Source organism: Bacillus cereus group sp. N31 (genome assembly GCF_016483245.1).
Lineage (GTDB): Bacteria > Bacillota > Bacilli > Bacillales > Bacillaceae_G > Bacillus_A > Bacillus_A toyonensis.
On the sequence record NZ_JAEHCH010000015.1, the window covers coordinates 121,095 to 143,203 of the forward strand.

Below are 22,109 nucleotides of genomic sequence, written 5' to 3' on the forward strand. Positions count from 1 at the left end.
ATTGTATGTTGTATCTTAAAATAAAAGGAGGAAATAACAATGGGCTTCGCACATGGTAATGGATTTGCGCTTTTAGTCGTATTATTTATCCTCTTAATCATCGTCGGTGCTGCTTGCTTCTGCTAAGTAGTTATTGTCATATGATATGTGGATGAAAAAACTATAAAAGCGGACACCTATTTTTAGGTGTCCGCTTTTTATTTTAAAACCATTATCGTTTGTTATGGTAACCTTAACGGCTATATATTCAATTCAAAAAGTTAACAATGTGGCTACTTTCTTACTCTCTGCCTTACGAATATTACGTTGTTCCGCACGTAATACAGCAATACGATGTAATTCTTTCTCTTCTTCTGTTTCAGGAATAACTCGTGGTACAGGAACTGGATTATTTTCCTTACTAAGTGCAACAAATGTAACAAATGACGTTGCAGCTATACGCTTCTCACCTGAAATTAAGTCTTCAGCCACTACCTTCACAAAAACTTCCATTGAAGTTCTTCCCGTCCAAATTACAAAGGATTCATAACTAACGCAATCAGATGAACGAACAGGATGTAAGAAATCAACCCAATCCATAGACGCTGTGACACATTCTTTTCTTGCATGTCTCGTTGCTGAAATAGAAGCAACCATATCCATCTCCGCTAATATTTTCCCACCAAATAGTGTATTATGATCATTTAAATCCGTTGGAAATACTCGGCTCGTTTTAAACACTCTAGACTCATTAGCTGTTTTTCCCTTTACTTCAGTCATTGTTATCGCCCCCTTGATTAATTATCCTGCTATTTGCGGGTAGTAAGACTCCCAGAAGAAATTAGGTGGAAGTCGGGCTGTCCGTATACTTTCAATGAGTTCAACTAATCATGTACTGTTCACTACACTAAATGAACTACACGTTTAATATTAACAACATTCAGAACTTTTAGTCCATAAAAAAGAACCGATGTTATCAATCGGCTCCTCTAAATACATACTGTTCTTTCGGCTGCTCAACTTTATTCCATTTCGTTACTTCTAAAACGGGAATATTGGCATGGAACGGCTGATAAAACTCCGTTGTTATTTCTCCTTCTACTTGGATCCAGTCATCATTATTCCACTCTACCCCTTCTGGTTTTTTCACTAACATACCATATACACCAGAATCCGCTACACAGTGTATAATACCGAAACGGAATAAGAAGTATTGTTCTTTTTTAGAAGAATCATCTCTGAACACAAACCCTTTAAAAGATAATTTTTTCCCAGTAAACTCGCCAGGATAGTTATAAATCGTCTCCATACCCTTTAAGAAATCTTCATCTTTTAAAGTAATACTTTCTTTCGTAACAAACTCTTTCTTCCCTTTTTCCATTACACCACGGTATCCTTCTTTCCCGTAATAAATGCTCGTATCAGGTCTTAGAAATTGCCTTGTCATAAATGGATCTTTACTTTCTGCTTGCGCTACTGGAAAATGGAATCCCTTCGCCTTAACAATATCGGAATCTAATGTTGCAATTGGGAAAAACAATCCTGTAATGATTGGAAAACAGAATAATGTGTAAGAAAACACTTTTTTCCACCATGTATTCTCATCTTTCGAATGATCATGCCCGCAGTGACTATGATCGCAACCACAATTGTGCTGATCTTTTTCTTTTTGATGTTCTTTTTGGAAAACGATAATAATTTGAACAATCGTTAAAAACCCTAAAATAATGGCTGCTGTTGTTGATAAATAGGCATACTTCATATTGATATACTTCGTAATATTACCAGAAATATGAAGCTGCGCAATTAATATTGTAAAACCTAATAATATATATGCTCGAAACATAACCTACCACCCCATCGCATAAATGAGTAGTGAGCTTGCATAAACAACAAGTGTAACTGTAACTGTAACGACAATTACAAATTTTGTTTTAAATGTCGCAAGCATCATAAACATATTTTTAATATCCACCATCGGTCCATATACGAGAAACGCGACGAGTGATGCTGTTGAAAATGTACTTTGGAATGACGAAGCAATAAATGCATCTGCTTCTGAACAAAGTGATAATATAAAGGCAAGTCCCATCATTACAGCTGATGAAGAAAACGGCCCTTGTCCGATAGCAAGAAGTGTTGAAGTTTGTACAAACGTTTGAACCGCTGCTGCAATTAACGCACCTAGTACTAAGTATTTTCCCATTGAGAAGAATTCCTCAACTGCGTGCGTACATACCTCCCACATTTTTTTACGTAACGGACGCTTATGATTCACTTCTGGGAAGTGATCATCTCGTAATTGATGTTCTTTAAACATAAATGATAATATAATTCCAACGATAATTGCTACGATAATCGCTACAATAGAACGATACCATACCATGTGCATACTACTTCCAAAAGCGACATATGTAGCAAATAGTACAACCGGATTAATAATCGGTCCAGTTAACATAAATGCAATCCCTGCGTATGGCGGAACGCCTTTTCCGATTAATCGTCTTACAATCGGAACAATTCCACATTCACATCCTGGAAACATCATGCCTAAAAAAGTAGCTAGTAAAACTGACAGAAATCGGTTCTTCGGCATCCATTTTGCCACCATATCTTCTGTCACAAACATTTGAATGAATCCTGAAATAAATACACCAATTAGCACAAACGGAAGTGCCTCGATTAATATTGAGATAAAAATTGTATTCATTTGCAGGAATGCTTTCGGTAATTGAAACAATTCCATGATGTATTTCCTCCAACTTTTCTTTAACAATATGTAATTTTAACCCCATTTTATTAATTGGACAAGGCTTATACGGAATTCATAACCTTCATACACATTACATTTCACATGTTATATTCTATTCCAAAATTGAGATTTCATAGCAAAAAAGCTGCTCTAGCGTAGTTTTACAACTATGCTAGAGCAGCTTTTTTATTGTTAAAAGTAACGTTTCTTCCAAAAAACAAATGCCAATGTGAACGATAAAGTTACACATATAATGAGTACAATTACAAAACCATACGCTTCACCTTCAAATGGAACCTTTACGTTCATTCCAAAGAAACTAGAAACCATTGTTGGTAAAGATAAAATAATTGTAATAGACGTTAACAGTTTCATAACACTATTTAAATTATTTGATATAACGGAACTAAATGTATTCATCATTCCACTTAAAATGTGACTATATATTTCCGCCATTTCAATAGCCTGTTTATTTTCAATTAATACATCTTCTAATAGATCTTGATCGTCTTCATACATTTTTAAAAATGTACTGTTTCGCATTAATTTTTGAATTACAATTTTATTAGCCTTTAGTGACGTTGTAAAGTAAACTAAACTTTTTTCAAGGCCTAACAATGTAAAAATTTCTTTGTTTTTCATTGATTTATTTAATTGGTGCTCTAAATCGATTGTTTTTCGATTTATTTGCTTTAAGTATCTTAAATAATAAGTAGAAATCGTATATAAGAGCTGCAGTGCAAAGCGTGTCTTTTTAAACGTATAAAATTCTTTAATACGTTGATTAATAAAACGTTCAAAAATTGGATTCTCTTCTAAACAAATTGTAACGAAACAATCTGGCATTACAATCATACCTATTGGAATCGTGTCATAAATCGAATTCCCCTCTTCATCATGCCTAACTGTCGGAATATCGACGATGATTAAGGTATTATTGTCTTCCTTTTCAATACGAGAGCGTTCTTCATCATCCAAAGGGTCTTTAATGAAATCTAAGTCTACATTTAAAGTTTGTACTAAATACTGAATTTCTTCTTCAGTTGGATGAAGTACATTAATCCAGCAACCCTTTTGCATTTCCTCAATCTCTTGTAGTTTTCCGTTTCGGTCTGTTAAATACATATTTAACATACTATCACCCCGATTCTTTTTACATGTAGGAATCTACCTCTCTTACATAACAGTTTTTGAACCGCCATTCTCAGCATATGAAACATACGTTTAAATTTCAATAGAAAAATTATTTTGAAAACGCTTTTACGTGAAAAATATTATAAACGTAGAAAAAGACAGAGGGTTCTCTGCCTTAAAAAGCTTATGTTGCCTTTATAACATATTTAGAAAGCATCCACAAGTTAAAACCAACTGAAATCGTATAGCCAGCGTAAGTTGAAATGATAAAACTTACATAATCGAAATACGGAAGCAATACAATATTTAATATTATCTTTACAATAATTCCGATTACTAAACCTAATACTGTTTTCTGTTGTTGATTAATTCCTTGCAGCATAGCAGCCGTTACAGTAAAGAGTGAAAATAGTATACACGCAGGAGCATAATATTGTAGAATAACACTCCCTATCTCCGGATCATTCCCCGTACTAAACAAAAGCGTATATATTGGTTTTGCTAACACCATCATTCCAATCGCCGCTGGTACCGTAATCCCTACTACTAATAGATTCGTCTTTGTAAAATGTTTATATAGTAACTTCGTATTCCCTGCTGTATAAGCTTTCGTCATCTCTGGAACGAGAGACATACTAAAAGCAGTCGCAACTGAAACTGGGATAAGTACAACCATTTGAACAAGACCAATAATCGCATTGATTTTTTCCGCTTCTCCTTGCATATATCCAATTTGTATAAGTAGTTTATTAATTGTAAATGTATCTATAGTCTGATACAAAGGAATAGCTAAACCAACCACGACGAAAGGAATAGAATATGTAAAGAGCTCCTTATACAACGAGAAGAAAGATTTCGTCGTTTGCGGTATACTTGCCATCTCTTTTTTCTTTAAATGCCTTCTCCTTCTTACATAATACGCAGTTAAAACAGCTAATCCACCTATTGCTCCCATGAAAGCACCAAACGTTGAAATACCAACTGCTAGCGATACAGAAGCTTTTAAAACATATAATACGACAAAACTTCCTATCAATATAGTTAAGACCCGAAAGAATTGCTCTACAACTACACTTAATGCAGAAGGGCCCATCGACTGAAATCCTTGAAAGAAGCCTCTTAATAAACTCATTACTGGTACAAGTATTAACGCAAAACTTACAATTTGAATGTTAGTAGCGACAGCAGTTACACTATTCCCCGTTTGATCACTTCCATCAACTACAAGTTCAGCTAAATGCGGGGCTAATACATACAGTGTGACACACGATACAACTCCCATTATTAACATAAAAACGATACCACTCTTTAGTACTCTTTTAACTGTATGATAATCATTTAGTTGATCATATTTTGATACCATCTTTGAAACAGCGAGCGGTAACCCCATCGTCGCTATACTCAGCATAATCGTATAAGGACGATATGCATACGCGTATAGAACGTACCCACTCGTACCAACCATTGCTGTAAATGGTATAATATATATAAACCCTAACATTTTAGATATCATCGTTGCCATCGTTAAAAATATCGTTCCACGTATAAACGGTGACCCTTTCATCACATTCCTCCGCTACGCTTTATTATTACACATTATGGACAACTCCTTTTGTTTAGAACCGAAACAAATAAAAAAGCCAATGAATCATCATTGACTTTAACGTGTTGTTTTTTTCTTTTTCAAATACTTTAAACCGAAGTATAGTGCAATAAAGAGCACAGCTCCTATAATTATGTAATGTGTATAATCAGATGCATACTCTTTAATATGACGCCAATTCCCACCAAGTTTTTCACCTAAGTATATAAATAGAATTGACCACGGAATAATCGCTACAACCGTATAAAGTGTAAATAGTTTTAATGGCATCTTAGCTAGTCCTGCTGGAATAGAGATCGCATGACGTACTACTGGAATAAAGCGTGCAGAAAATATTACGCCTGCTCCGTAACGTTTAAACCAACCTTCCGCTATGTCTAAATGGTGTTTATTAATAAGTAGATATTTCCCATATTTCTCTACAACCGGACGCCCTCCGTAGTATCCAAGCCAGTATAAAAAGATTTGCGCTAAAGTACCACCAATCGTTCCGGCGATAACTGCCCCCACAAAACTAATTTTACCATCTGCTACTAAAAAGCCAGCATACGAAAGTACAATTTCACTTGGGATTACTTCAATCATTAAAGCAAGAGCTACTCCAAAGTACCCTAAGCTTGCAAAAAATTGCAATAACTGATCTATTATATTTGCTAACATGTTCTTTTCTATCTCCTTTTTTCTTCACATACCATCCCATTATCACATAAAGATTGCAATCTGCCAATATCTTCATTTTAACAATATGTACAATTCAAGCAGCATTAATCTATTATTTTTTCTTTCTTTGGGTCTTTCATATAAGCAAACATTTCTTTAATTTGCTCTTCTGTATTTCTAGCAATTGATAAATCCGGCAATTCATCTTCACCAAAAAACTCTATTTCTTCTGTTTCAATACTAACCTTCTTTTCCCCACCAACAATATTACAACAAATAAAAATCTTATATACATGCGTTGCTGAAGGCGATGGTTGATGCTTTTCTTTATCAAATATAGCTAGTAGCTTAAAACGATCTACTTCATATCCTGTCTCTTCGAAAACCTCTTTTGCTGCTACTTCTGTTGGCGTATAACCAACATCAGCCCAGCCACCTGGCAATGCCCATTTCCCATCACTTTTTTCCTTCACAAATAATAGCTTTTCATTTTGACAAACAACTGCTCGTATATCAACTTTTGGTGTTTGATAGCCCGTCTCACTTGCAAATAGTTTCGCTACTACTTCCCAATCTGTTTTTGTGTAATGTGACATCATCGAAATCGAAATGTCTCGTAATTGTTGGAAACGTTCTATATCGTACACATCTTTAGAATACGTTAAACCCGCTTGGGCTATAGATTGTATTTGTTTTACCCAATCAATCCATTTAATCGTCATCTCTACACAACCCCATTCTCTATCAAATACATATCATTTCACTTTTTTGGTACACCTTTATTATACAAAAAAAGAGATTGATAATGTTCCAATCTCTTTCAAAATTAATCCAATTCATGTAAGTGGTCTTGTATATACTTCCTTCTTTTATTTATATATTCATAAATCATATCAGCCTCTTGATCAAACGTTTCTAATTTTTCTTTCATATATGGATCTTGTAGTAAATATGGACGAATCAATTCACACAACGCTTCTACTTTCGGCCTCATAAACGAAACTGTAAATTGGTCTTCTAATATTTCTTCTAAAATACTTCGATACTGCTTTCTAAATACAGGTATGTCTAACAATCTTGCACTTAACGTGTTATACCCTTGAATGCGAATATATTCATGATTAAGCGGTCTCCCTTGTACATCTCGCCCCCAAGTTGCATCATAATCCCACGGTATAACTTCAAATAAATTTGTCTCATCGTTATGGTATAGTGCATAGTTATGAACGAAACCGTCAAAGTTTTGCGTGAAAATTACTCCAGCTAACCATCGTAAATATTTATCTACATGTAGAAACTTCCCAATTTCTTTTTCATAATCTTCCCTCGACAAAGTATTCGCTTGAAATACAAATTCACTTAGTTGTTCTTCACTATTTTTATTCGAATATTTAAATTCATAACCCGCAAAGAGCTCTGTCTTAACATCTTTATCTCGCTCACTCATTAATGAAAAATTCGCATCATCATCTATCGCATAATAAATAGAACCACTCGGTAATCCTCTATTTTTCAAAAAGTTTTCATCAACTGATTCTAACTGTAAATATACACCTTGAATTTGACCATTGATTTTTATAAATACATGTTGTGATTTTGGCGAAAGTACACCAATATCATGAAAAAAATCTAAAGATAATTTATTTCGTATGAGTGACGGATCCATAAACTCAGAATTCAAATGAAACTCTTTCGCGCCTTGAAATTTTTTCGGTTTATAAAATACAACATGATAAGACTTTTTCTCAAATTCGCGAATATGAGCACCCCGGTATACGATATCAATGTCATACTTCTTTTTTCCATAAGTTAATTTTGCTGGCACTGGACTATCTGACCAAATATCTTTTTTCAATTCCACTAAGTACATTGGATGAACAAAAAAATCATATGAAGGCAGCATGTTTTCTCATCCCTTCTCAGTTCTCTTCATTCAATGTATGCGCCTTGTCTTGTCCATACATCCGCTATCATCTATTTATATAAAATTACACTCTTGTCCTGTTCAGAACGTCGTCATATCTCATATCATGTTAAGGAAAAAGAATACCTTTTCACTTTAATACATGATAAGGAGGATTTCTATGAAACGTGATATTAGAAAAGCTGTTGAAGAAATCAAAAGTGCAGGGATGGAGGATTTCTTACACCAAGATCCAAGTACTTTTGAGTGCGATGATGATCATCATAAATGTACAACAGGGTGTAAATGTACAACAGGGCGTAGATGTACAACAGGGCGTAGATGTACAACAGGGAATAAATGTCCAAGAACAAGATGTACTCGCGTGAAACATTGTACTTTCGTTACAAAATGTACTCATGTAAAAAAATGGACTTTCGTTACAAAATGTACTCGTGTACGCGTTCAAAAATGGACTTTTGTTACAAAAGTTACTCGTAGAAAAGAATGCGTTATAGTTACAAAACGTACTCGCGTGAAAAAATGCACTTTCGTTACAAAATGCGTTCGTTTTGAAAAGAAATGTTTCTGGACAAAACGATGTTTCTGTAAAAAATGTGTATTTTTCCCTCATAGCCATCATGGTTCTTGTGATGATTCGTGGGATCATGGTAAGGACTGTCACGATGACGGACACAAATGGAATGATTGCAAAGATAGCAGACACAAGTCTTCTTCTTGCAAGAATAAAAAATTCGATCACTTCTGGTATAAAAAACGTAATTGCTAGTTTTTTATGCCCACCAAAAAAGGCCGCGTTGCGGCCTTTTTTACGTTTACTGAAAATGACTTATATCTGCAAATTGTTTTACTTTACCAAGATCTTCATCAAATTCAATTACACTAAGACTCGCGCTATGCATAAATGGCTCTCCCCATACATGTTCAATTTCAAGACCTGCAAAATGTCCTACAAGTAGTTTCGCTGCTGCAGCATGAGTAACTATTAAAATGTTTTCTCCTTTATGCTTTTCTAAAAGAAAGTGTATCCCTTCAATTACTCTTTTATAAACGGCCGCAAAGTTTTCCCCTGATGTTGACTGAAAAAGATGTGGTTCATTCCAAAATAAATGTACTTCTTCTGGATATTGCATTTCCAAATCAGCAATTGTTTGCCCTTCCCATATCCCCATATTTATTTCATAGAAACGTTCATCTTCTATAATTGGAATATCGCGTTCCCCTTTAATCAATTCAGCAGTATGACGTGTTCTTTCGCTTGGACTACTATATATGGCATGGAGTGGTAAATCCTTCATACGCTCCCCTAATTGTTTCGCTTGTAACATACCATTTTCAGTTAAAGCTGAATTTTTCCGTCCTTGCATTCGCTTCGCTACATTCCATTCTGTTTCACCGTGCCTTGTTACATATACAGTTGTTTTCATTTCCCATTCCCCCTTATTAATTTGGTCGTAATTCCCATGGTTCTATTTGCCCCACAATCCATTCATTGCAATTACTTTCAATCCCATTAATTACTCCATCTGATATTTCTTGATGAGTAAGCCACCTTCCGAATGTATCTTCTAAAATAAAACCTAATATAATTCTATGATACAGGCAAAGCGTACCACCTATTTTCCCTGCATTCATACGCGATGCTTTACTGCCTAAAATATGAAATAAACTGTATGTCTCAGACGAAAATTCTATCTCCTTACAAATGAGTGATAACGCATACTTTGCACTTGAATGTATCCATGCCAAAACTAATGTTATGGGACCATTTCTCTCAATTGTACCTTTAATAGCTATCTTTACTTCGTCATTATTATGATAATCTAACGGAAGGCATGTGATATTTTCCGGTGCAGAACTTGCTCGCTTCACATATTCTAATTTCACTTCATCTCGTCCAATAATAGAAACATGGAATCCTTGCTCACAAAGCCACATAGAAACTTTCTTTAACATCCCTGTTCCCCCGATTACAAGTGCATGCAAATACTCTTCCTCCCTAGTAAAATGTCATATGTGGTTTTTCTTCCCTATAATAATTTAGACGGTCTTGCAGTGTCCCTGAATGAAACTCGAACTTGTGACCGTCAGGATCAACAAAATATATAGACTCACAATCTCTCACATTACGTTCTCTTCCTTGTAAAATATGAACATTATTTTCTTCTAACCGATGTAACAGGCGTTCAAAATCTTTTTGTTCAACAGAAAATGCGAGGTGCGTATAAGATTGATGAATCTCCTTTCTTGGAATATGTGCCTCTTCGTTCAGTGCTATCCATACTCCACATATATTGAAATATGCAAGTTTTCTCCCTTTAACTAATAGTTCTCCTTCTAGCACTCTTTCATAAAACAGAATAGAGTTTTCTAAATTTGATACTGAAAAACAAAGATGATTGATTCCTTTCAACACTCCACGTTCCTCCTTAAACAAATAAAAGATGAGCGAAAATTCACTCATCTTTTATTATACTATTTTTTTGTAATATATGCCCATTTATAACTGAAGTCGCCACCGAACGTATGGTTAGCAATACCATTTACATACGTCTTCTCTAAGTAAGCTGTACTTTGTTGGTACGTAGGAGAGATTGCAACATCTTGACCAATTAAGATTTTTTCAGCTTCTGCAAGTGCTTTCCAGCGTGCTGCGTCATCTTTTAGTAGTTCTCCTTTTGATTTCGCTACTAAATCATCATACTTCGGATTTGAATAATCCATTTCATTAAATGAACTTCCAGTAACGAACATATCAATATATGTCATTGGGTCTGGATAATCTGGACTCCATGCAGATAATGAGAATTCATATTGAAATTTCTTTTCTAAATCTAACTTCTGCTTATATGGTTGTTGCTTCAAATTCACTTTAATACCTGGTAAGTTTTTCTCTAATTCTTCTTTAATAAAGTCGCCCACTTTTTTACGACTACCGTTATCATCATTTAGTAATTCTACTGTAATTGTATCTTGACCAAGTTCTTTCTTCGCTTCTTCCCACAGTTTTTTTGCTTTCGCAGCATTATCTTTACTGTCACGGAAATTTTTATTTACAGTACGGAAGTCTTTTCCATCTGGTCCTGTCGTAAACTTTTCAGGTACTAAGAAATACGCTGGCAATGATCCATCATTCAAAATTACATCCGCAATTCCTTTTTTATCGTACGCTAAATCAATCGCCTCACGAACCTTTTGATTTTTAAACGTTGCATTTTTTTGATTAAAACGTAGGAAATACATACGTGGGTCTAGCTTCGTTTTAAATTCATCTGGTTTATTCTTTTTATATTTGTCTACAAACTCAGAACTTAAAATGACACGGTCTGCTTGATCACTATCATATAAATTTACCCCAGTACTTGTCTCTTTTACTATACCCACATTAATTTCTTGTAATTTTACAGCATCTTTATCCCAATAATTTGGGTTTTTCTTTAACTGGTAACTTTGTTCATGTTTCCATTCACTCATTGTAAATGGTCCATTGTACAATAATTTATCTGCTTCTAATCCGTATTTATCCCCTTGTTCTTTTACATACTTTTCATTTAATGGGAAGAATGTAGGGAACGAAGTAAGCTCAAGGAAATAAGGTGCTGGTTGCTCTAATTCTACTACCAACGTTTTATCATCCTTCGCTTTTACACCTAATTGATCCGACGGTACTTCTCCTTTATTTACTTTCTGTGCATTTTTCACATCAAATAAAATAAATGCATATTCTGCTGCTATTGCTTTATCTAATGTACGTTGCCATGCATATACAAAATCTTGCGCTCGAACTGGATCACCATTTGACCATTTTGCATCACGTAATTCAAATGTATATGTCTTTTTATCTTCACTAATCTTCACATCTTTGGCCATACCTGGAGTTGGTTTATTATCTTTATCTAGACGATATAATCCTTCCATTGCATTTACAAATACACGGAAAGATACAGAATCTGTTGATTTAGATGTATCCATTGAAGGAATTTCAGCTGTTTCTAGCAAATTTAAAACTTGTTTATCTGCCATTCCCTTACTTGATTCTTTCTTCGTTGTCGAAGCCTTCTCCCCATTCCCACATCCCGCAACCAGTACACTAGTCGATAACGCAAGTGCAGCAATTGTTGTTGTCTTTCTCTTCATTCTTCCTTCCCCCAATCTATATGTATAAGTTAAAACTTGTATAATATATTTTATTATACAAAAGATTCTGATTATTTTAAATATTTATTTTCATAAAAAGAAAAAAAGCGGTCAGAAATTGCTTTCCCTCCGCTTTGTTGAATAGCATTTACTTGTAAGCCATCCTCTATATCAAATGGATTTTGAACTTTAAATATTTCCTCCATTATTTTCAAAAACTCTTCTTCATTTTTAGATTCACCGTTAATCGTAAGTGAATATGGTTCCACTTCTCCCAATTTATAATCAACAATAAATTGAATTGTCACCTTTTTCCTTGGCATCTCAGGACTCTCCCCCTGAAATTCTACTAATTCTAATCCTTCCGTTCCACGATAGTATATCCATCCTGAATTTTGAAAATAATTTTCGAACGATTCACCAATTGAAAAGACTGGATATTCATAAAGCGAGCTTGTACGAACTTTTTGAATAATATCCTGATCAGTTGGGAAAAAGAAATGACTGAACAAAATACTAGCAACTGCTAACATTGTAACGATCGTTGCTCCCATTTTACTCGTTCCTCCACTATCACGAATGAGATAATTTTCAACCGATTCATCTTTAATTTCACGTGCCTTTATGCGGTATATACGTCTTTCTGCAAATTGATAATATAATCCATTCGCAAAAATCCCTAGCCCGAATAAGATAAAAACGAGTAATAAAAACGTAAGAGGCACCATATTAATGATTGGCAATGCTACGTTGAAGCCCATATAATATGAAAACGCATCACACACTACTAATAACAGTATAAATAGTGCAGCAGGTAAATAATACTTACGATAGCCAAGCCAACCTACATTAAAAATAGCAGCCCAACCATTCCAGCTCCATTTTGCAATTCGCTTATTTTCAAGCTCCCATTTTTTTTTGTAGTACGGATATTGTCTCCCTACATATTCTTCTAATTCTTTGTCTATTAGCGAGCTTCCTTCACCTTGTTTATTATGCAGTTTTTGCTGACAGTTTGCACAATTTAACTGTTCATTCGCACAAGGTTGCCCACAATTTATACATTCCAAAACAATCCCTCTTTCCATTCATACTTCATTTCAAAATACCTTCGTGTTTTAACAGCCACTCTTTCCTCCATAAACCACCCGCATACCCTACAAGCTTTCCACTCTTTCCTATTACACGGTGACACGGAACGATAATTGAAATGGGATTACGACTGTTTGCTCCTCCTATTGCTCGTACAGCTTTCGTATTACCAACCTTCTCCGCAATATCTAAATATGAAGCACTTACGCCATAAGGAATAGTGTAGAGCGCATCCCATACATTTTTTTGAAATGATGTTCCCTCTGCAGACAGTGGTACAGTAAACTCTTTTCTTTTTCCTTTAAAATATTCATCTAGCTCATTTATACATTGATCTATCATTTCATTTGTATTTTCTTCTTGTCGTTCATCAACAAATATAACAGACGTAATGCCTTCTTCGTTCGCTGTAATTTCTAGCAAACCTAATTCACTTTTATAATAAGCCTGGTACATATGTCATCCTCCAATTCAGTTCATATTAGTCATTGTAACACGAATAGACAAAATTTTTCGTATAAGCGTTTTATTAGAGAAACAAAAAAGAGAATGGTAAAATATAAGAAAATTCAATCAAGGAGGCTGTTTGATGCATTCCAAACTTTTTTCACCCTACACAATTAAGGATGTTACACTAAAAAACCGTATCGTCATGTCGCCTATGTGTATGTATTCTTCGGAAAATGAGGATGGAAAAGTAACGAATTTCCACCTCGTTCATTATGGAACTAGGGCTGCCGGTCAAGTCGGTTTAGTTATGATTGAAGCAACAGCTGTGTTACCTGAAGGTCGCATTTCTAACAAAGATTTAGGTATTTGGGACGACAGTCTAATTGAAGGATTACATACAGCGACAACTTTTATACATGATAATGGTGCAAAAGCTGCCATTCAACTCGCTCACGCCGGAAGAAAAGCTGAGTTAGAAACAGATGCGTTAGCACCTTCAGCAATTCCATTTAATGAAACAATGAAAATACCACTGGAAATGAGTAAAGAGCAAATTAAAGACACCGCACTAGCTTTTCAAAAGGCTGCACTGCGTTCAAAACAAGCTGGATTTGACGTTATTGAAATACATGGCGCTCACGGTTATCTAATTAACGAATTTCTTTCTCCACTTTCCAATAAACGAACGGATGAATATGGCGATTCATCTGAAAACCGCTATCGTTTCTTACGTGAAATCATCGAATCTATAAATGAAGTTTGGGACGGACCGTTATTTGTTCGTATTTCAGCAAATGATTATCATCCTGACGGACTAACCGTTCAAGATTACGTTCAGTATTCAAAATGGATGAAAGAACAAGGAGTAGATTTAATCGATTGTAGTTCTGGTGCAGTTGTACCGGCACATATTGATGTTTATCCTGGTTACCAAGTACAATATGCTAAACATATTAAAGAACATGCTAACATTGCAACTGGGGCAGTTGGATTGATTACGACTGGGGCACAGGCAGAGCAAATATTAAATAATAACGAAGCAGATTTAATTTTTATCGGACGTGAGTTACTTCGCAATCCGTACTTCCCAAGAATAGCCGCAAATGAACTTGGTTTTGAATTGCAAGAACCGTATCAATATAAGCGGGCTCCTGGGAAAATCAATATGAATAAATAAAACCGAGAAGCCATTCTTCTCGGTTTTATTTATTCTATCGTTGTAATTTCATTTGAATTATAAATGTGGAGACCAGATTCTTCTCGCAGCGCAGTTATATACATCCCTTTCGCCACATCTTTAGCTGAAATTGGTTTATACTTTTTGAAAGCCCCTTTAAATATAAAAGGAATAATTCGAGTTAACTTTTCAGCCATTCGTTCACCAAAACGAAACTCTTGTCGATTTCCAACTAATAAAGACGGCCTAAAAATATGAATACCACCAATCACTAACTTTTGCAATTCCTCTTCCATTTTCCCTTTTACTTGTGAATAAAAGAAAAATGATTTAGGATTTGCTCCCATCGAAGACACAACAAGGAAGTTTTGCACCCCTTGCTTTTCAGCTAAACAAGCAGCTCGTAACGTATATTCATAATCTACTTTTTTGAAATTCGCCTTTGTTTTTGCTTTTTTTATTGTTGTTCCTAGACAACTAAAAACATCATCTACTGCAAAAAATTCTTTATATTCTTCTAATGCCGAATAATCTACTTTCTTCTGCTGTAACTTCTCATGTTGCCATTGCATTGGTTCTCTTACAAAAATAGTAACCGAATCGTAGTAATCTGATTCAAGTAATAGACGCGTTATCTCTTGTCCAACTAAACCACTTGCACCAAGTACTAACGCTGTTCGCTTATTCATATATGCATATACCTCTTATTTTACTTTTCTCTCCTTCAGTGACATGCAACTTTTAGGAGTTTCCTTCTTTTTATTTTACCATAAGTAAAGCACTATGCGTATGCATAGTGCTTTACTTACTCTTTTTTCTTTTCTTTCTCTGGTAATTTCGTTATCGTTGATGCATTCCCTAAATTACTTATTAAGCGTCTTAAAAAGATTAAAACGAAAGATAATGGCAATACTACCGCTAATATCAATAAGATAGCTTCCATTAAATATCCCAAGCGCTCATCCTCCTCTTCACCTTCCTTTCAAATATATGAAAGCAGCGTTGTCACATATGCATGCATTCACAAAAATAATACATCTATATTTGACAACTTTATAACAAAATCAAATCGTAATGATTATTATTTATTGCAACTTTATGAAAGATGTATTATACTAAGTTCGCAAACTAAAACGTAATTATTCCGTTTTGTATTAAAATGATATTTTTCTTCTATAATTGAAGATATATCCGTAAAAAAAGAAAAGAGGAGAACTTCATGCCTAAAAGATTGACTATATTTTCATTCTTACTTATTTTCACTTTAATTTTTACTGGCTGCTCAAATAAAAAAGAAGGTACTGCCAAGAAAGATGGAAAGCTAACTGTTTATACAACTATCTTCCCTCTTGCAGATTTCGCAAAAAAAATTGGTGGCGACTATGTAACAGTAGAAGCAATTTACCCTCCTGGTGCCGATTCACATACATTTGAACCGAGTCAAAAACAAACAGTACAAGTTGCAAAAGCCGATTTATTCGTTTATAACGGTGCTGAATTAGAACCATTTGCTGAGAAGATGGAAAAAACATTACAAAAAGAAAATGTTAAAATTGTAAATGCATCAAAAGGAATTAAACTTCGTGCTTCTTCTGAAGAAGAACATCACGATCACGGAGATGGTCATAAAGAAGATGATCACCATCATGATAAAGACCCGCATGTTTGGATAGACCCTACTCTTGCGATGAAACAAGCTGAAAAAATCAAAAATGCTCTTGTGGAATTACAACCTGACCATAAACAAGAATTCGAGAAAAACTTTGCAGCACTTCAAACTAAATTTACCGATTTAGACGATCAATTTAAAGCTGCTGTAGCAAATGCGAAAACGAAAGAAATTTTAGTTTCTCATGCTGCTTATGGTTATTGGGAACAACGCTATGGTTTAAAACAGATTCCTATCGCCGGAATTTCAGCTTCTGATGAGCCATCTCAAAAAGAGCTTGCTGACATTACAAAAACAGTAAAAGAACACGGTCTAAAATATATTTTATTTGAAACTTTCTCTACGCCAAAAGTCGCATCAGTTATTCAAAAAGAAACTGGTACAACAGTTTTACGCTTAAATCACCTTGCTACTATTTCTGAAGATGATGCGAAAAACAATAAAGATTACTTTACTTTAATGGAAGAAAACGTAAACACATTGAAAGAAGCAACAAACTAATTTACTATATTTTCTAAGCAGCTGAATCTATTGTTCAGCTGCCTTTTTATGTATGTATCCTTGACTTGACCAAAATAACAAGTAAAATTATCCATATTAGCTTTAAGCTATACTCTTTTAGAAGGTGAGTTGGAATTATGAATCTTCACATTTGTGAAGTAACAGCAAAAAATTGGCGTTCAGTAGCTGCTTTAAACGTCGCAAAAAACCAGCAGCAATTTATTGAAAGTAATGCGTTTTCTTTAGCAGAATCATTATATGAAGGAAACGGGACGTCAGTAGGTTTATATGATGGAGAAACACTTGTTGGATACGCAATGTACGGTTGGTATTCAAAAAAACACGAAAGCATCTGGTTAGATCGTTTTATGATTGACCAACAACATCAAGGAAAAGGATACGCAAAACGTTTCCTCCGCTTACTCATTCAATTTTTACAACAACAATTTACATGTAAAATAATTTACTTAAGTTTACATCCGGACAACAAACTTGCCATGGGCCTATATGAATCATTTGGTTTCCATTTAAACGGGGATATTGATGATGAGGGTCCAGTTGTAGGTGTTGTAATGGAGTTACTAATAAACGAAAACACAAGCCTGTGAAAACAGGCTTTTTATTATATATTTATCAATGTTATTTTCTATTTTCCGTTTCTTTCCCTTATGTGTTTCGTTATTGAAATCTAGTACAATCTCAATAGAATGCTCATAAAAAAATAAGCCTGCAGTTGACGCAGACTTATTTCACACACTCCCCAAAATGTTCTTGGAACCATTCTTTATTAATATCTTTACCGATAAATACGACTTCACTTACTCGCTTTTCACCCTCTTGCCACTCTCTATCATACGAAGCAGCAAATAATGTATGTACACCTTGGAACACGATACGTTTATCTACTCCATCGATAGATAAAATCCCTTTATAACGATATAAATACTCCCCTAGCTCTTGCACGACAGCTGACATCCACTCATTTAGTTTTTGTAAATCTAACGGACGCTCTTCACGTAGTACAAATGATTTTACACCTTCTAAATGATTATGCTCTTTATGAGGATAAATTTGTAACGTATCTTTCGTTTTAAACGTTTGAATTTGTAATAATGATGGTATATCTACCTCACAGTTAGTTGCCTCGATTAACTTTGCAGTGGGGTTAATACCTTGCAGTTCATGCAAAAGATTTTCCTTTTCACTTTCTTCAATTAAATCTAATTTATTCACCAACACTACATCAGCAAATGCAATTTGTTCCTTTGCTTCTAATCCCTTTTCAAAATGTTTATGTATATGGTAACTATCTACTACCGTTACAACGCCATTAATTTGGTATGCAGATTGAATAACAGGATCTAAAAAGAATGTTTGAATAATCGGGCCTGGATTTGCAAGACCTGTTGTTTCAATTACTAAGCCTTCAAAGTCCATTTTCCCTTCTGCTTTTACGTCCAGTAATTGTTTTAACGCAACGAGTAAATCTTCACGTACAGTACAGCATAAACAACCGTTAGTCATTTCCATAATTTCTTCTTCAACATTCATAATCAACTGATTATCGATACCAATTTGTCCTATTTCATTTACAATCACCGCTAATTTCTTACCGTGATTTTCTGATAAAATACGATTTAATAAAGTCGTTTTCCCTGATCCAAGAAAACCAGTTAATATTGTTACTGGAATCATTCCTTACATCTCCTTATAGCTATATGTGTCTACATTATAGCATATAGAGAAAATCGTTTTTGTAGCAAAACATATTTATTGTTTGTACGCTCCTCAAACTATATAATAATATGTAGTAAGAAAGCCTTTTCAAAATAATAATCATTCATCAAGGGGGTACTTATAATGGAACGAGTTCAAATGACCGAAACACTAAAATTTTCTCGTATTATTCAAGGATTTTGGCGTTTAGCAGAATGGAATATGACGAAACAAGAGTTACTTTCTTTCATTGAAGAATGTATGGATATGGGGATTACTACTTTCGATCACGCTGATATTTATGGTGGATATACGTGTGAAGGGCTGTTTGGAGAAGCTTTACAACTAAAGCCTTCCTTACGAGAAAACATGCAAATTGTTACCAAGTGTGGAATCGCTCCCCCATCACCGAAATTTCCAGAGCGATATGTTGCTCACTACAATACGAATGCTGAACATATCATAAAGAGTGCGGAGGATTCATTACAAAACTTACATACAGATTATATTGATGTATTACTCATCCATCGTCCTGATCCATTTATGGATCCAAATGAAGTGGCAGAAGCGTTCTCACGCTTAAAGCAAGAAGGAAAGGTTCGTCACTTCGGTGTATCTAACTTTTTACCTTCACAGTTTCATATGTTAAGTTCATATTTAGATTTCCCGCTCATTACAAATCAAATCGAAGTATCTGCGCTGCAGCTTGAGCACTTTGAAAAAGGTACAATTAATTTATGCCAAGAAAAACGAATCAATCCAATGATTTGGTCACCTCTTGCTGGTGGCGAAATCTTTACCGGTCAAACTGAACGTGCAGTACGTGTACGTGAAACTGTACAAAAAGTTGCTAATGAGCTAGGTGTTACTAGCATCGATACGATTATGTATGCATGGCTGCTTGCTCATCCAGCTAACATGATGCCAATCGTTGGCTCTGGGAAATTAGATCGTGTAAAAACGGCCGCTCTTGCTACAAAAATTAACTTAGATCGTCAACAATGGTTTACAATTTTTGAAAGTTCTAACGGTCATCCTGTACCATAATATAAAGAAGAAGAGCTGTTTCTTTACAGCTCTTCTTTTTCATATGTATTTCTCGTCATTGCAAATACACACATATCCCTTAATCCATTTTCATCTACCGCAACACTCGCACTTTCTAAAATACCCTCTAATTTAAAACCTAATTTCTCAGGTATTGCTCTACTCTTTTTATTTAGAGAATCACAACGAATTTCTACGCGGTTTGCTTTTAGTTCAGAAAAAGCATAATCCGTTATACCTTTCGCAGCCTCTACCATATAGCCTTTTCCACTATATCTCGAATCAATCCAATACCCGATTTCAAATTGAGGTATCTCCCAATTAATACGATGTAATCCGCTAGAAGCAATAAATTCACCTGTTTCTTTCGAGAATACTAGCAATCTCAAATCTTCTCTTTGTAAAAATTGAATATGCGATTTTCTTATACTCTCTTCTATTTCTTCCTCTGTTTGCTCTTTCTGTGCAAAAACCATCCAAGGTTTTAATTCTTGTATTGAAGCTTGAATTGCGTCATATACAACTTTACCATCGCCTGGTTTCGGCATTCGAATAAAAAGCCTGTCAGTATAAAATTCAGAAGGAAAATCAAATAATAACGGATTCACTGTAAACACTCCCTATAATTCTTTTATATATAATAATATCCATCTCAAGTTGTACAGTAAAGAAATTTCTGAATTTTAAATGTTTTATTCGTTCACTTCCACCGCTACACGAACTCCAGACTCAATCGCACCTTGAATCCATCCGTGATATAACGTTGTATGATCTCCAGCAAAGAATATTTTCCCCTCTGGTTTTACAATCACTGGTTGTAGCTCAGATTCTTGACCAGCTTGAAAAAGAGCAAATCCTCCAAGTGCATATGGATCCAATGTCCAACTTTTTGATATTCCAGACATGAATTCATCATATACTTGACCACCTAATATCGTTGCTAAGTTGTGTAATGTGTAATAAATACGATCCCCCTTCGATAACCCATCCCATAGTAACGCATCATAAGACCATGTATAGCTTCCTAACATCATAGCAGCTCCTTTCTGTCCAATTCCATAGCTTGGATAATAGGCGTAACGAATTGGCAAATCTGTTATAATTCTGCCACCTAATTGCCCTTGTTCTTCCCAAAATCGACTTTTAAATTGAATGCCTATTTTCGTCGCAGGCATATAATGCAATTCACGAATTGCTTTCCACTTTTCATGAGATATAGAGTCAAATGGATCTACTTCCACAAAACGCATTGTCGAAAACGGAATTGTAACAATAACTAAATCCCCTGTAATACTACTATATTCAAAAGTTTCCTCGTTTCGATAGAAAGCCGTCACACCGTTATCGTGTTGATGTAGCTTCATTAATTTTTGATTATAAATAATATTTTCTTCTAATTGCGGTAAAAAAGATTTTGGTAATCTATCGTTTCCACCTATTATTTCACAAAATCCGCTCTCCTCTTGCATAATGTATAAAAAACGTAACGTCTCAACGAATGACCTTTCTAAAAAACCTTCTAAATCTAATAAAACACCAATCATCTCAATCGTTATTGGTGAAAAATACGTATTATATTGATAAGGATGGTACTTTAAAAATTGTCCTGTAGAGTATCTTCCAAAATCCTTTACTACAACATCCCAATTTTTCTCTGGATTCTTTTTTATAAAATTTATAATGGGCTGTACCGCTAACAATAATAGTTCCTCAGACGTTTTCCCAACTTCATTCATTTCCACAGGATATCTTAAAATACTTGGATCTTTTTCGTATTGTTTTAATGTCGTTTTCCGACCATTTACGTAGATGATATCTGTCTCATTCCTATTAATAAAAGGACTCACCTGTAACCCAAACTTTCTTATATATGCCATCGTTAACGTGTGCGAATATGGAATTCTCATTGCCCCAACATCTAAATATAATCCGGTATCTTCCATTCTAACTGTCTCTATGCGGCCGCCTACACGATTGTTTGCTTCAAAAACCTTCACTTCATGTCCTGCAGCCTTTAATAAAGATGCCGAAACTAATCCAGCCATGCCTGCCCCTACTACAATAATTTGTTTCGGACGTGTCGTCTTATTCAATCCCTTATTTATAACTTGTAACGTTTCATCCATCTCAGTGTTATACATTAAATCTTTCTGCACAATTCCACCCCTTACTTCATAAAGTGAAACTATAATCAGTGGGGTGTTCTTCCCCCACTGATTATTAGTTGAACCAATCGGGCTTTTATGGGCAGTTAATCTCCCACCTAAC

General features: G+C 34.8%; 25 protein-coding genes. 6 read left to right on the forward strand and 19 right to left on the reverse strand.

Annotated features, from left to right (window positions below):
• Positions 1-39: 39 nt before the first annotated feature.
• Positions 40-126 (forward strand): YjcZ family sporulation protein, encoded by an 87-nt coding sequence (locus JDS81_RS18660; RefSeq protein WP_000505094.1) that lies wholly within the window; start codon positions 40-42, stop codon positions 124-126.
• Positions 127-252: 126 nt separating this feature from the next.
• Here the strand turns inward: JDS81_RS18660 and JDS81_RS18665 are convergent, their stop codons facing one another.
• The 8 genes from JDS81_RS18665 to cotH all read right to left on the reverse strand — a co-directional run bounded on the left by JDS81_RS18665 (position 253) and on the right by cotH (position 8,031).
• On the reverse strand, positions 253-759 hold the full coding sequence (locus JDS81_RS18665) for an acyl-CoA thioesterase (protein ID WP_000141169.1): 507 nt from the start codon (positions 757-759) through the stop codon (positions 253-255).
• A 196-nt stretch (positions 760-955) separates the two neighbouring features.
• Positions 956-1,825, reverse strand: a complete 870-nt coding sequence (locus tag JDS81_RS18670; protein ID WP_097954773.1) for a TIGR03943 family putative permease subunit — start codon at positions 1,823-1,825, stop codon at positions 956-958.
• A 3-nt stretch (positions 1,826-1,828) separates the two neighbouring features.
• On the reverse strand, positions 1,829-2,725 hold the full coding sequence (locus JDS81_RS18675; protein WP_000418718.1) for a permease: 897 nt from the start codon (positions 2,723-2,725) through the stop codon (positions 1,829-1,831).
• A 198-nt stretch (positions 2,726-2,923) separates the two neighbouring features.
• A complete protein-coding gene (locus tag JDS81_RS18680; protein ID WP_000933700.1) occupies positions 2,924-3,865 on the reverse strand; it encodes a magnesium transporter CorA family protein in 942 nt (313 codons plus the stop codon).
• A 184-nt stretch (positions 3,866-4,049) separates the two neighbouring features.
• The gene (locus JDS81_RS18685) at positions 4,050-5,429 is read right to left on the reverse strand and encodes a putative polysaccharide biosynthesis protein (protein WP_002038509.1); all 1,380 of its coding nucleotides are present in this window, start codon (positions 5,427-5,429) and stop codon (positions 4,050-4,052) included.
• A gap of 96 nt (positions 5,430-5,525) precedes the next feature.
• Entirely contained in the window at positions 5,526-6,128 is a 603-nt protein-coding gene (gene uptA / locus JDS81_RS18690; protein ID WP_000880689.1) for an undecaprenyl phosphate transporter UptA, read from the reverse strand.
• A 104-nt stretch (positions 6,129-6,232) separates the two neighbouring features.
• Positions 6,233-6,850, reverse strand: a complete 618-nt coding sequence (locus JDS81_RS18695) for an NUDIX hydrolase N-terminal domain-containing protein (protein ID WP_097954774.1) — start codon at positions 6,848-6,850, stop codon at positions 6,233-6,235.
• Between the two features lie 104 nt (positions 6,851-6,954).
• Positions 6,955-8,031, reverse strand: coding sequence for a spore coat protein CotH (gene cotH, locus JDS81_RS18700; protein ID WP_000938007.1), 1,077 nt, complete (start codon positions 8,029-8,031; stop codon positions 6,955-6,957).
• Positions 8,032-8,212: 181 nt separating this feature from the next.
• Here cotH and exsB point away from each other — a divergent pair, with 181 nt between their 5' ends.
• Positions 8,213-8,821 (forward strand): exosporium protein ExsB, encoded by a 609-nt coding sequence (exsB, locus tag JDS81_RS18705; RefSeq protein ID WP_033662989.1) that lies wholly within the window; start codon positions 8,213-8,215, stop codon positions 8,819-8,821.
• A gap of 46 nt (positions 8,822-8,867) precedes the next feature.
• On the opposite strand, the gene JDS81_RS18710 is transcribed toward exsB, so the two are convergent.
• From JDS81_RS18710 to JDS81_RS18735, 6 genes are all read right to left on the reverse strand, one after another.
• A complete protein-coding gene (locus JDS81_RS18710) occupies positions 8,868-9,479 on the reverse strand; it encodes a phosphoserine phosphatase 1 (protein WP_000859191.1) in 612 nt (203 codons plus the stop codon).
• Positions 9,480-9,495: 16 nt separating this feature from the next.
• Entirely contained in the window at positions 9,496-10,038 is a 543-nt protein-coding gene (locus JDS81_RS18715; RefSeq protein WP_097954775.1) for a short-chain dehydrogenase, read from the reverse strand.
• 13 nt (positions 10,039-10,051) lie between these two features.
• Positions 10,052-10,468, reverse strand: coding sequence for a FosBx1 family fosfomycin resistance bacillithiol transferase (fosB, locus tag JDS81_RS18720; protein ID WP_000911701.1), 417 nt, complete (start codon positions 10,466-10,468; stop codon positions 10,052-10,054).
• Positions 10,469-10,527: 59 nt separating this feature from the next.
• Positions 10,528-12,189 carry a peptide ABC transporter substrate-binding protein gene (locus tag JDS81_RS18725; protein ID WP_000824261.1) on the reverse strand — a complete coding sequence of 554 codons (1,662 nt, stop codon included), beginning with the start codon at positions 12,187-12,189 and terminating at the stop codon, positions 10,528-10,530.
• Between the two features lie 71 nt (positions 12,190-12,260).
• The gene (locus JDS81_RS18730) at positions 12,261-13,259 is read right to left on the reverse strand and encodes a DUF2628 domain-containing protein (RefSeq protein ID WP_000388938.1); all 999 of its coding nucleotides are present in this window, start codon (positions 13,257-13,259) and stop codon (positions 12,261-12,263) included.
• A gap of 25 nt (positions 13,260-13,284) precedes the next feature.
• Positions 13,285-13,737, reverse strand: a complete 453-nt coding sequence (locus JDS81_RS18735) for a methylated-DNA--[protein]-cysteine S-methyltransferase (RefSeq protein ID WP_000283917.1) — start codon at positions 13,735-13,737, stop codon at positions 13,285-13,287.
• A gap of 133 nt (positions 13,738-13,870) precedes the next feature.
• Here JDS81_RS18735 and namA point away from each other — a divergent pair, with 133 nt between their 5' ends.
• Positions 13,871-14,908 carry an NADPH dehydrogenase NamA gene (namA, locus tag JDS81_RS18740; RefSeq protein ID WP_097954776.1) on the forward strand — a complete coding sequence of 346 codons (1,038 nt, stop codon included), beginning with the start codon at positions 13,871-13,873 and terminating at the stop codon, positions 14,906-14,908.
• Between the two features lie 29 nt (positions 14,909-14,937).
• On the opposite strand, the gene JDS81_RS18745 is transcribed toward namA, so the two are convergent.
• Together JDS81_RS18745 and JDS81_RS18750 are read right to left on the reverse strand one after the other, a co-directional pair.
• On the reverse strand, positions 14,938-15,597 hold the full coding sequence (locus tag JDS81_RS18745; RefSeq protein ID WP_001042745.1) for an oxidoreductase: 660 nt from the start codon (positions 15,595-15,597) through the stop codon (positions 14,938-14,940).
• A gap of 116 nt (positions 15,598-15,713) precedes the next feature.
• Positions 15,714-15,863, reverse strand: a complete 150-nt coding sequence (locus JDS81_RS18750) for a hypothetical protein (protein ID WP_000540935.1) — start codon at positions 15,861-15,863, stop codon at positions 15,714-15,716.
• Positions 15,864-16,127: 264 nt separating this feature from the next.
• On the opposite strand from JDS81_RS18750, the gene JDS81_RS18755 reads away from it, so the two are divergent.
• Positions 16,128-17,078, forward strand: a complete 951-nt coding sequence (locus tag JDS81_RS18755; RefSeq protein WP_001126163.1) for a metal ABC transporter substrate-binding protein — start codon at positions 16,128-16,130, stop codon at positions 17,076-17,078.
• Positions 17,079-17,215: 137 nt separating this feature from the next.
• Positions 17,216-17,686 carry a GNAT family N-acetyltransferase gene (locus tag JDS81_RS18760; protein ID WP_001048672.1) on the forward strand — a complete coding sequence of 157 codons (471 nt, stop codon included), beginning with the start codon at positions 17,216-17,218 and terminating at the stop codon, positions 17,684-17,686.
• Between the two features lie 136 nt (positions 17,687-17,822).
• Here the strand turns inward: JDS81_RS18760 and JDS81_RS18765 are convergent, their stop codons facing one another.
• A complete protein-coding gene (locus JDS81_RS18765) occupies positions 17,823-18,773 on the reverse strand; it encodes a CobW family GTP-binding protein (protein WP_000613433.1) in 951 nt (316 codons plus the stop codon).
• Positions 18,774-18,938: 165 nt separating this feature from the next.
• On the opposite strand from JDS81_RS18765, the gene JDS81_RS18770 reads away from it, so the two are divergent.
• Positions 18,939-19,841 carry an aldo/keto reductase gene (locus JDS81_RS18770; protein ID WP_097954777.1) on the forward strand — a complete coding sequence of 301 codons (903 nt, stop codon included), beginning with the start codon at positions 18,939-18,941 and terminating at the stop codon, positions 19,839-19,841.
• A gap of 23 nt (positions 19,842-19,864) precedes the next feature.
• Here JDS81_RS18770 and JDS81_RS18775 read toward each other — a convergent pair whose 3' ends face one another.
• Both JDS81_RS18775 and JDS81_RS18780 read right to left on the reverse strand, forming a co-directional pair.
• A complete protein-coding gene (locus JDS81_RS18775) occupies positions 19,865-20,449 on the reverse strand; it encodes a GNAT family N-acetyltransferase (protein WP_087970081.1) in 585 nt (194 codons plus the stop codon).
• 84 nt (positions 20,450-20,533) lie between these two features.
• On the reverse strand, positions 20,534-21,997 hold the full coding sequence (locus tag JDS81_RS18780) for a flavin monoamine oxidase family protein (protein ID WP_142307072.1): 1,464 nt from the start codon (positions 21,995-21,997) through the stop codon (positions 20,534-20,536).
• Between the last annotated feature and the right edge of the window lie 112 nt (positions 21,998-22,109).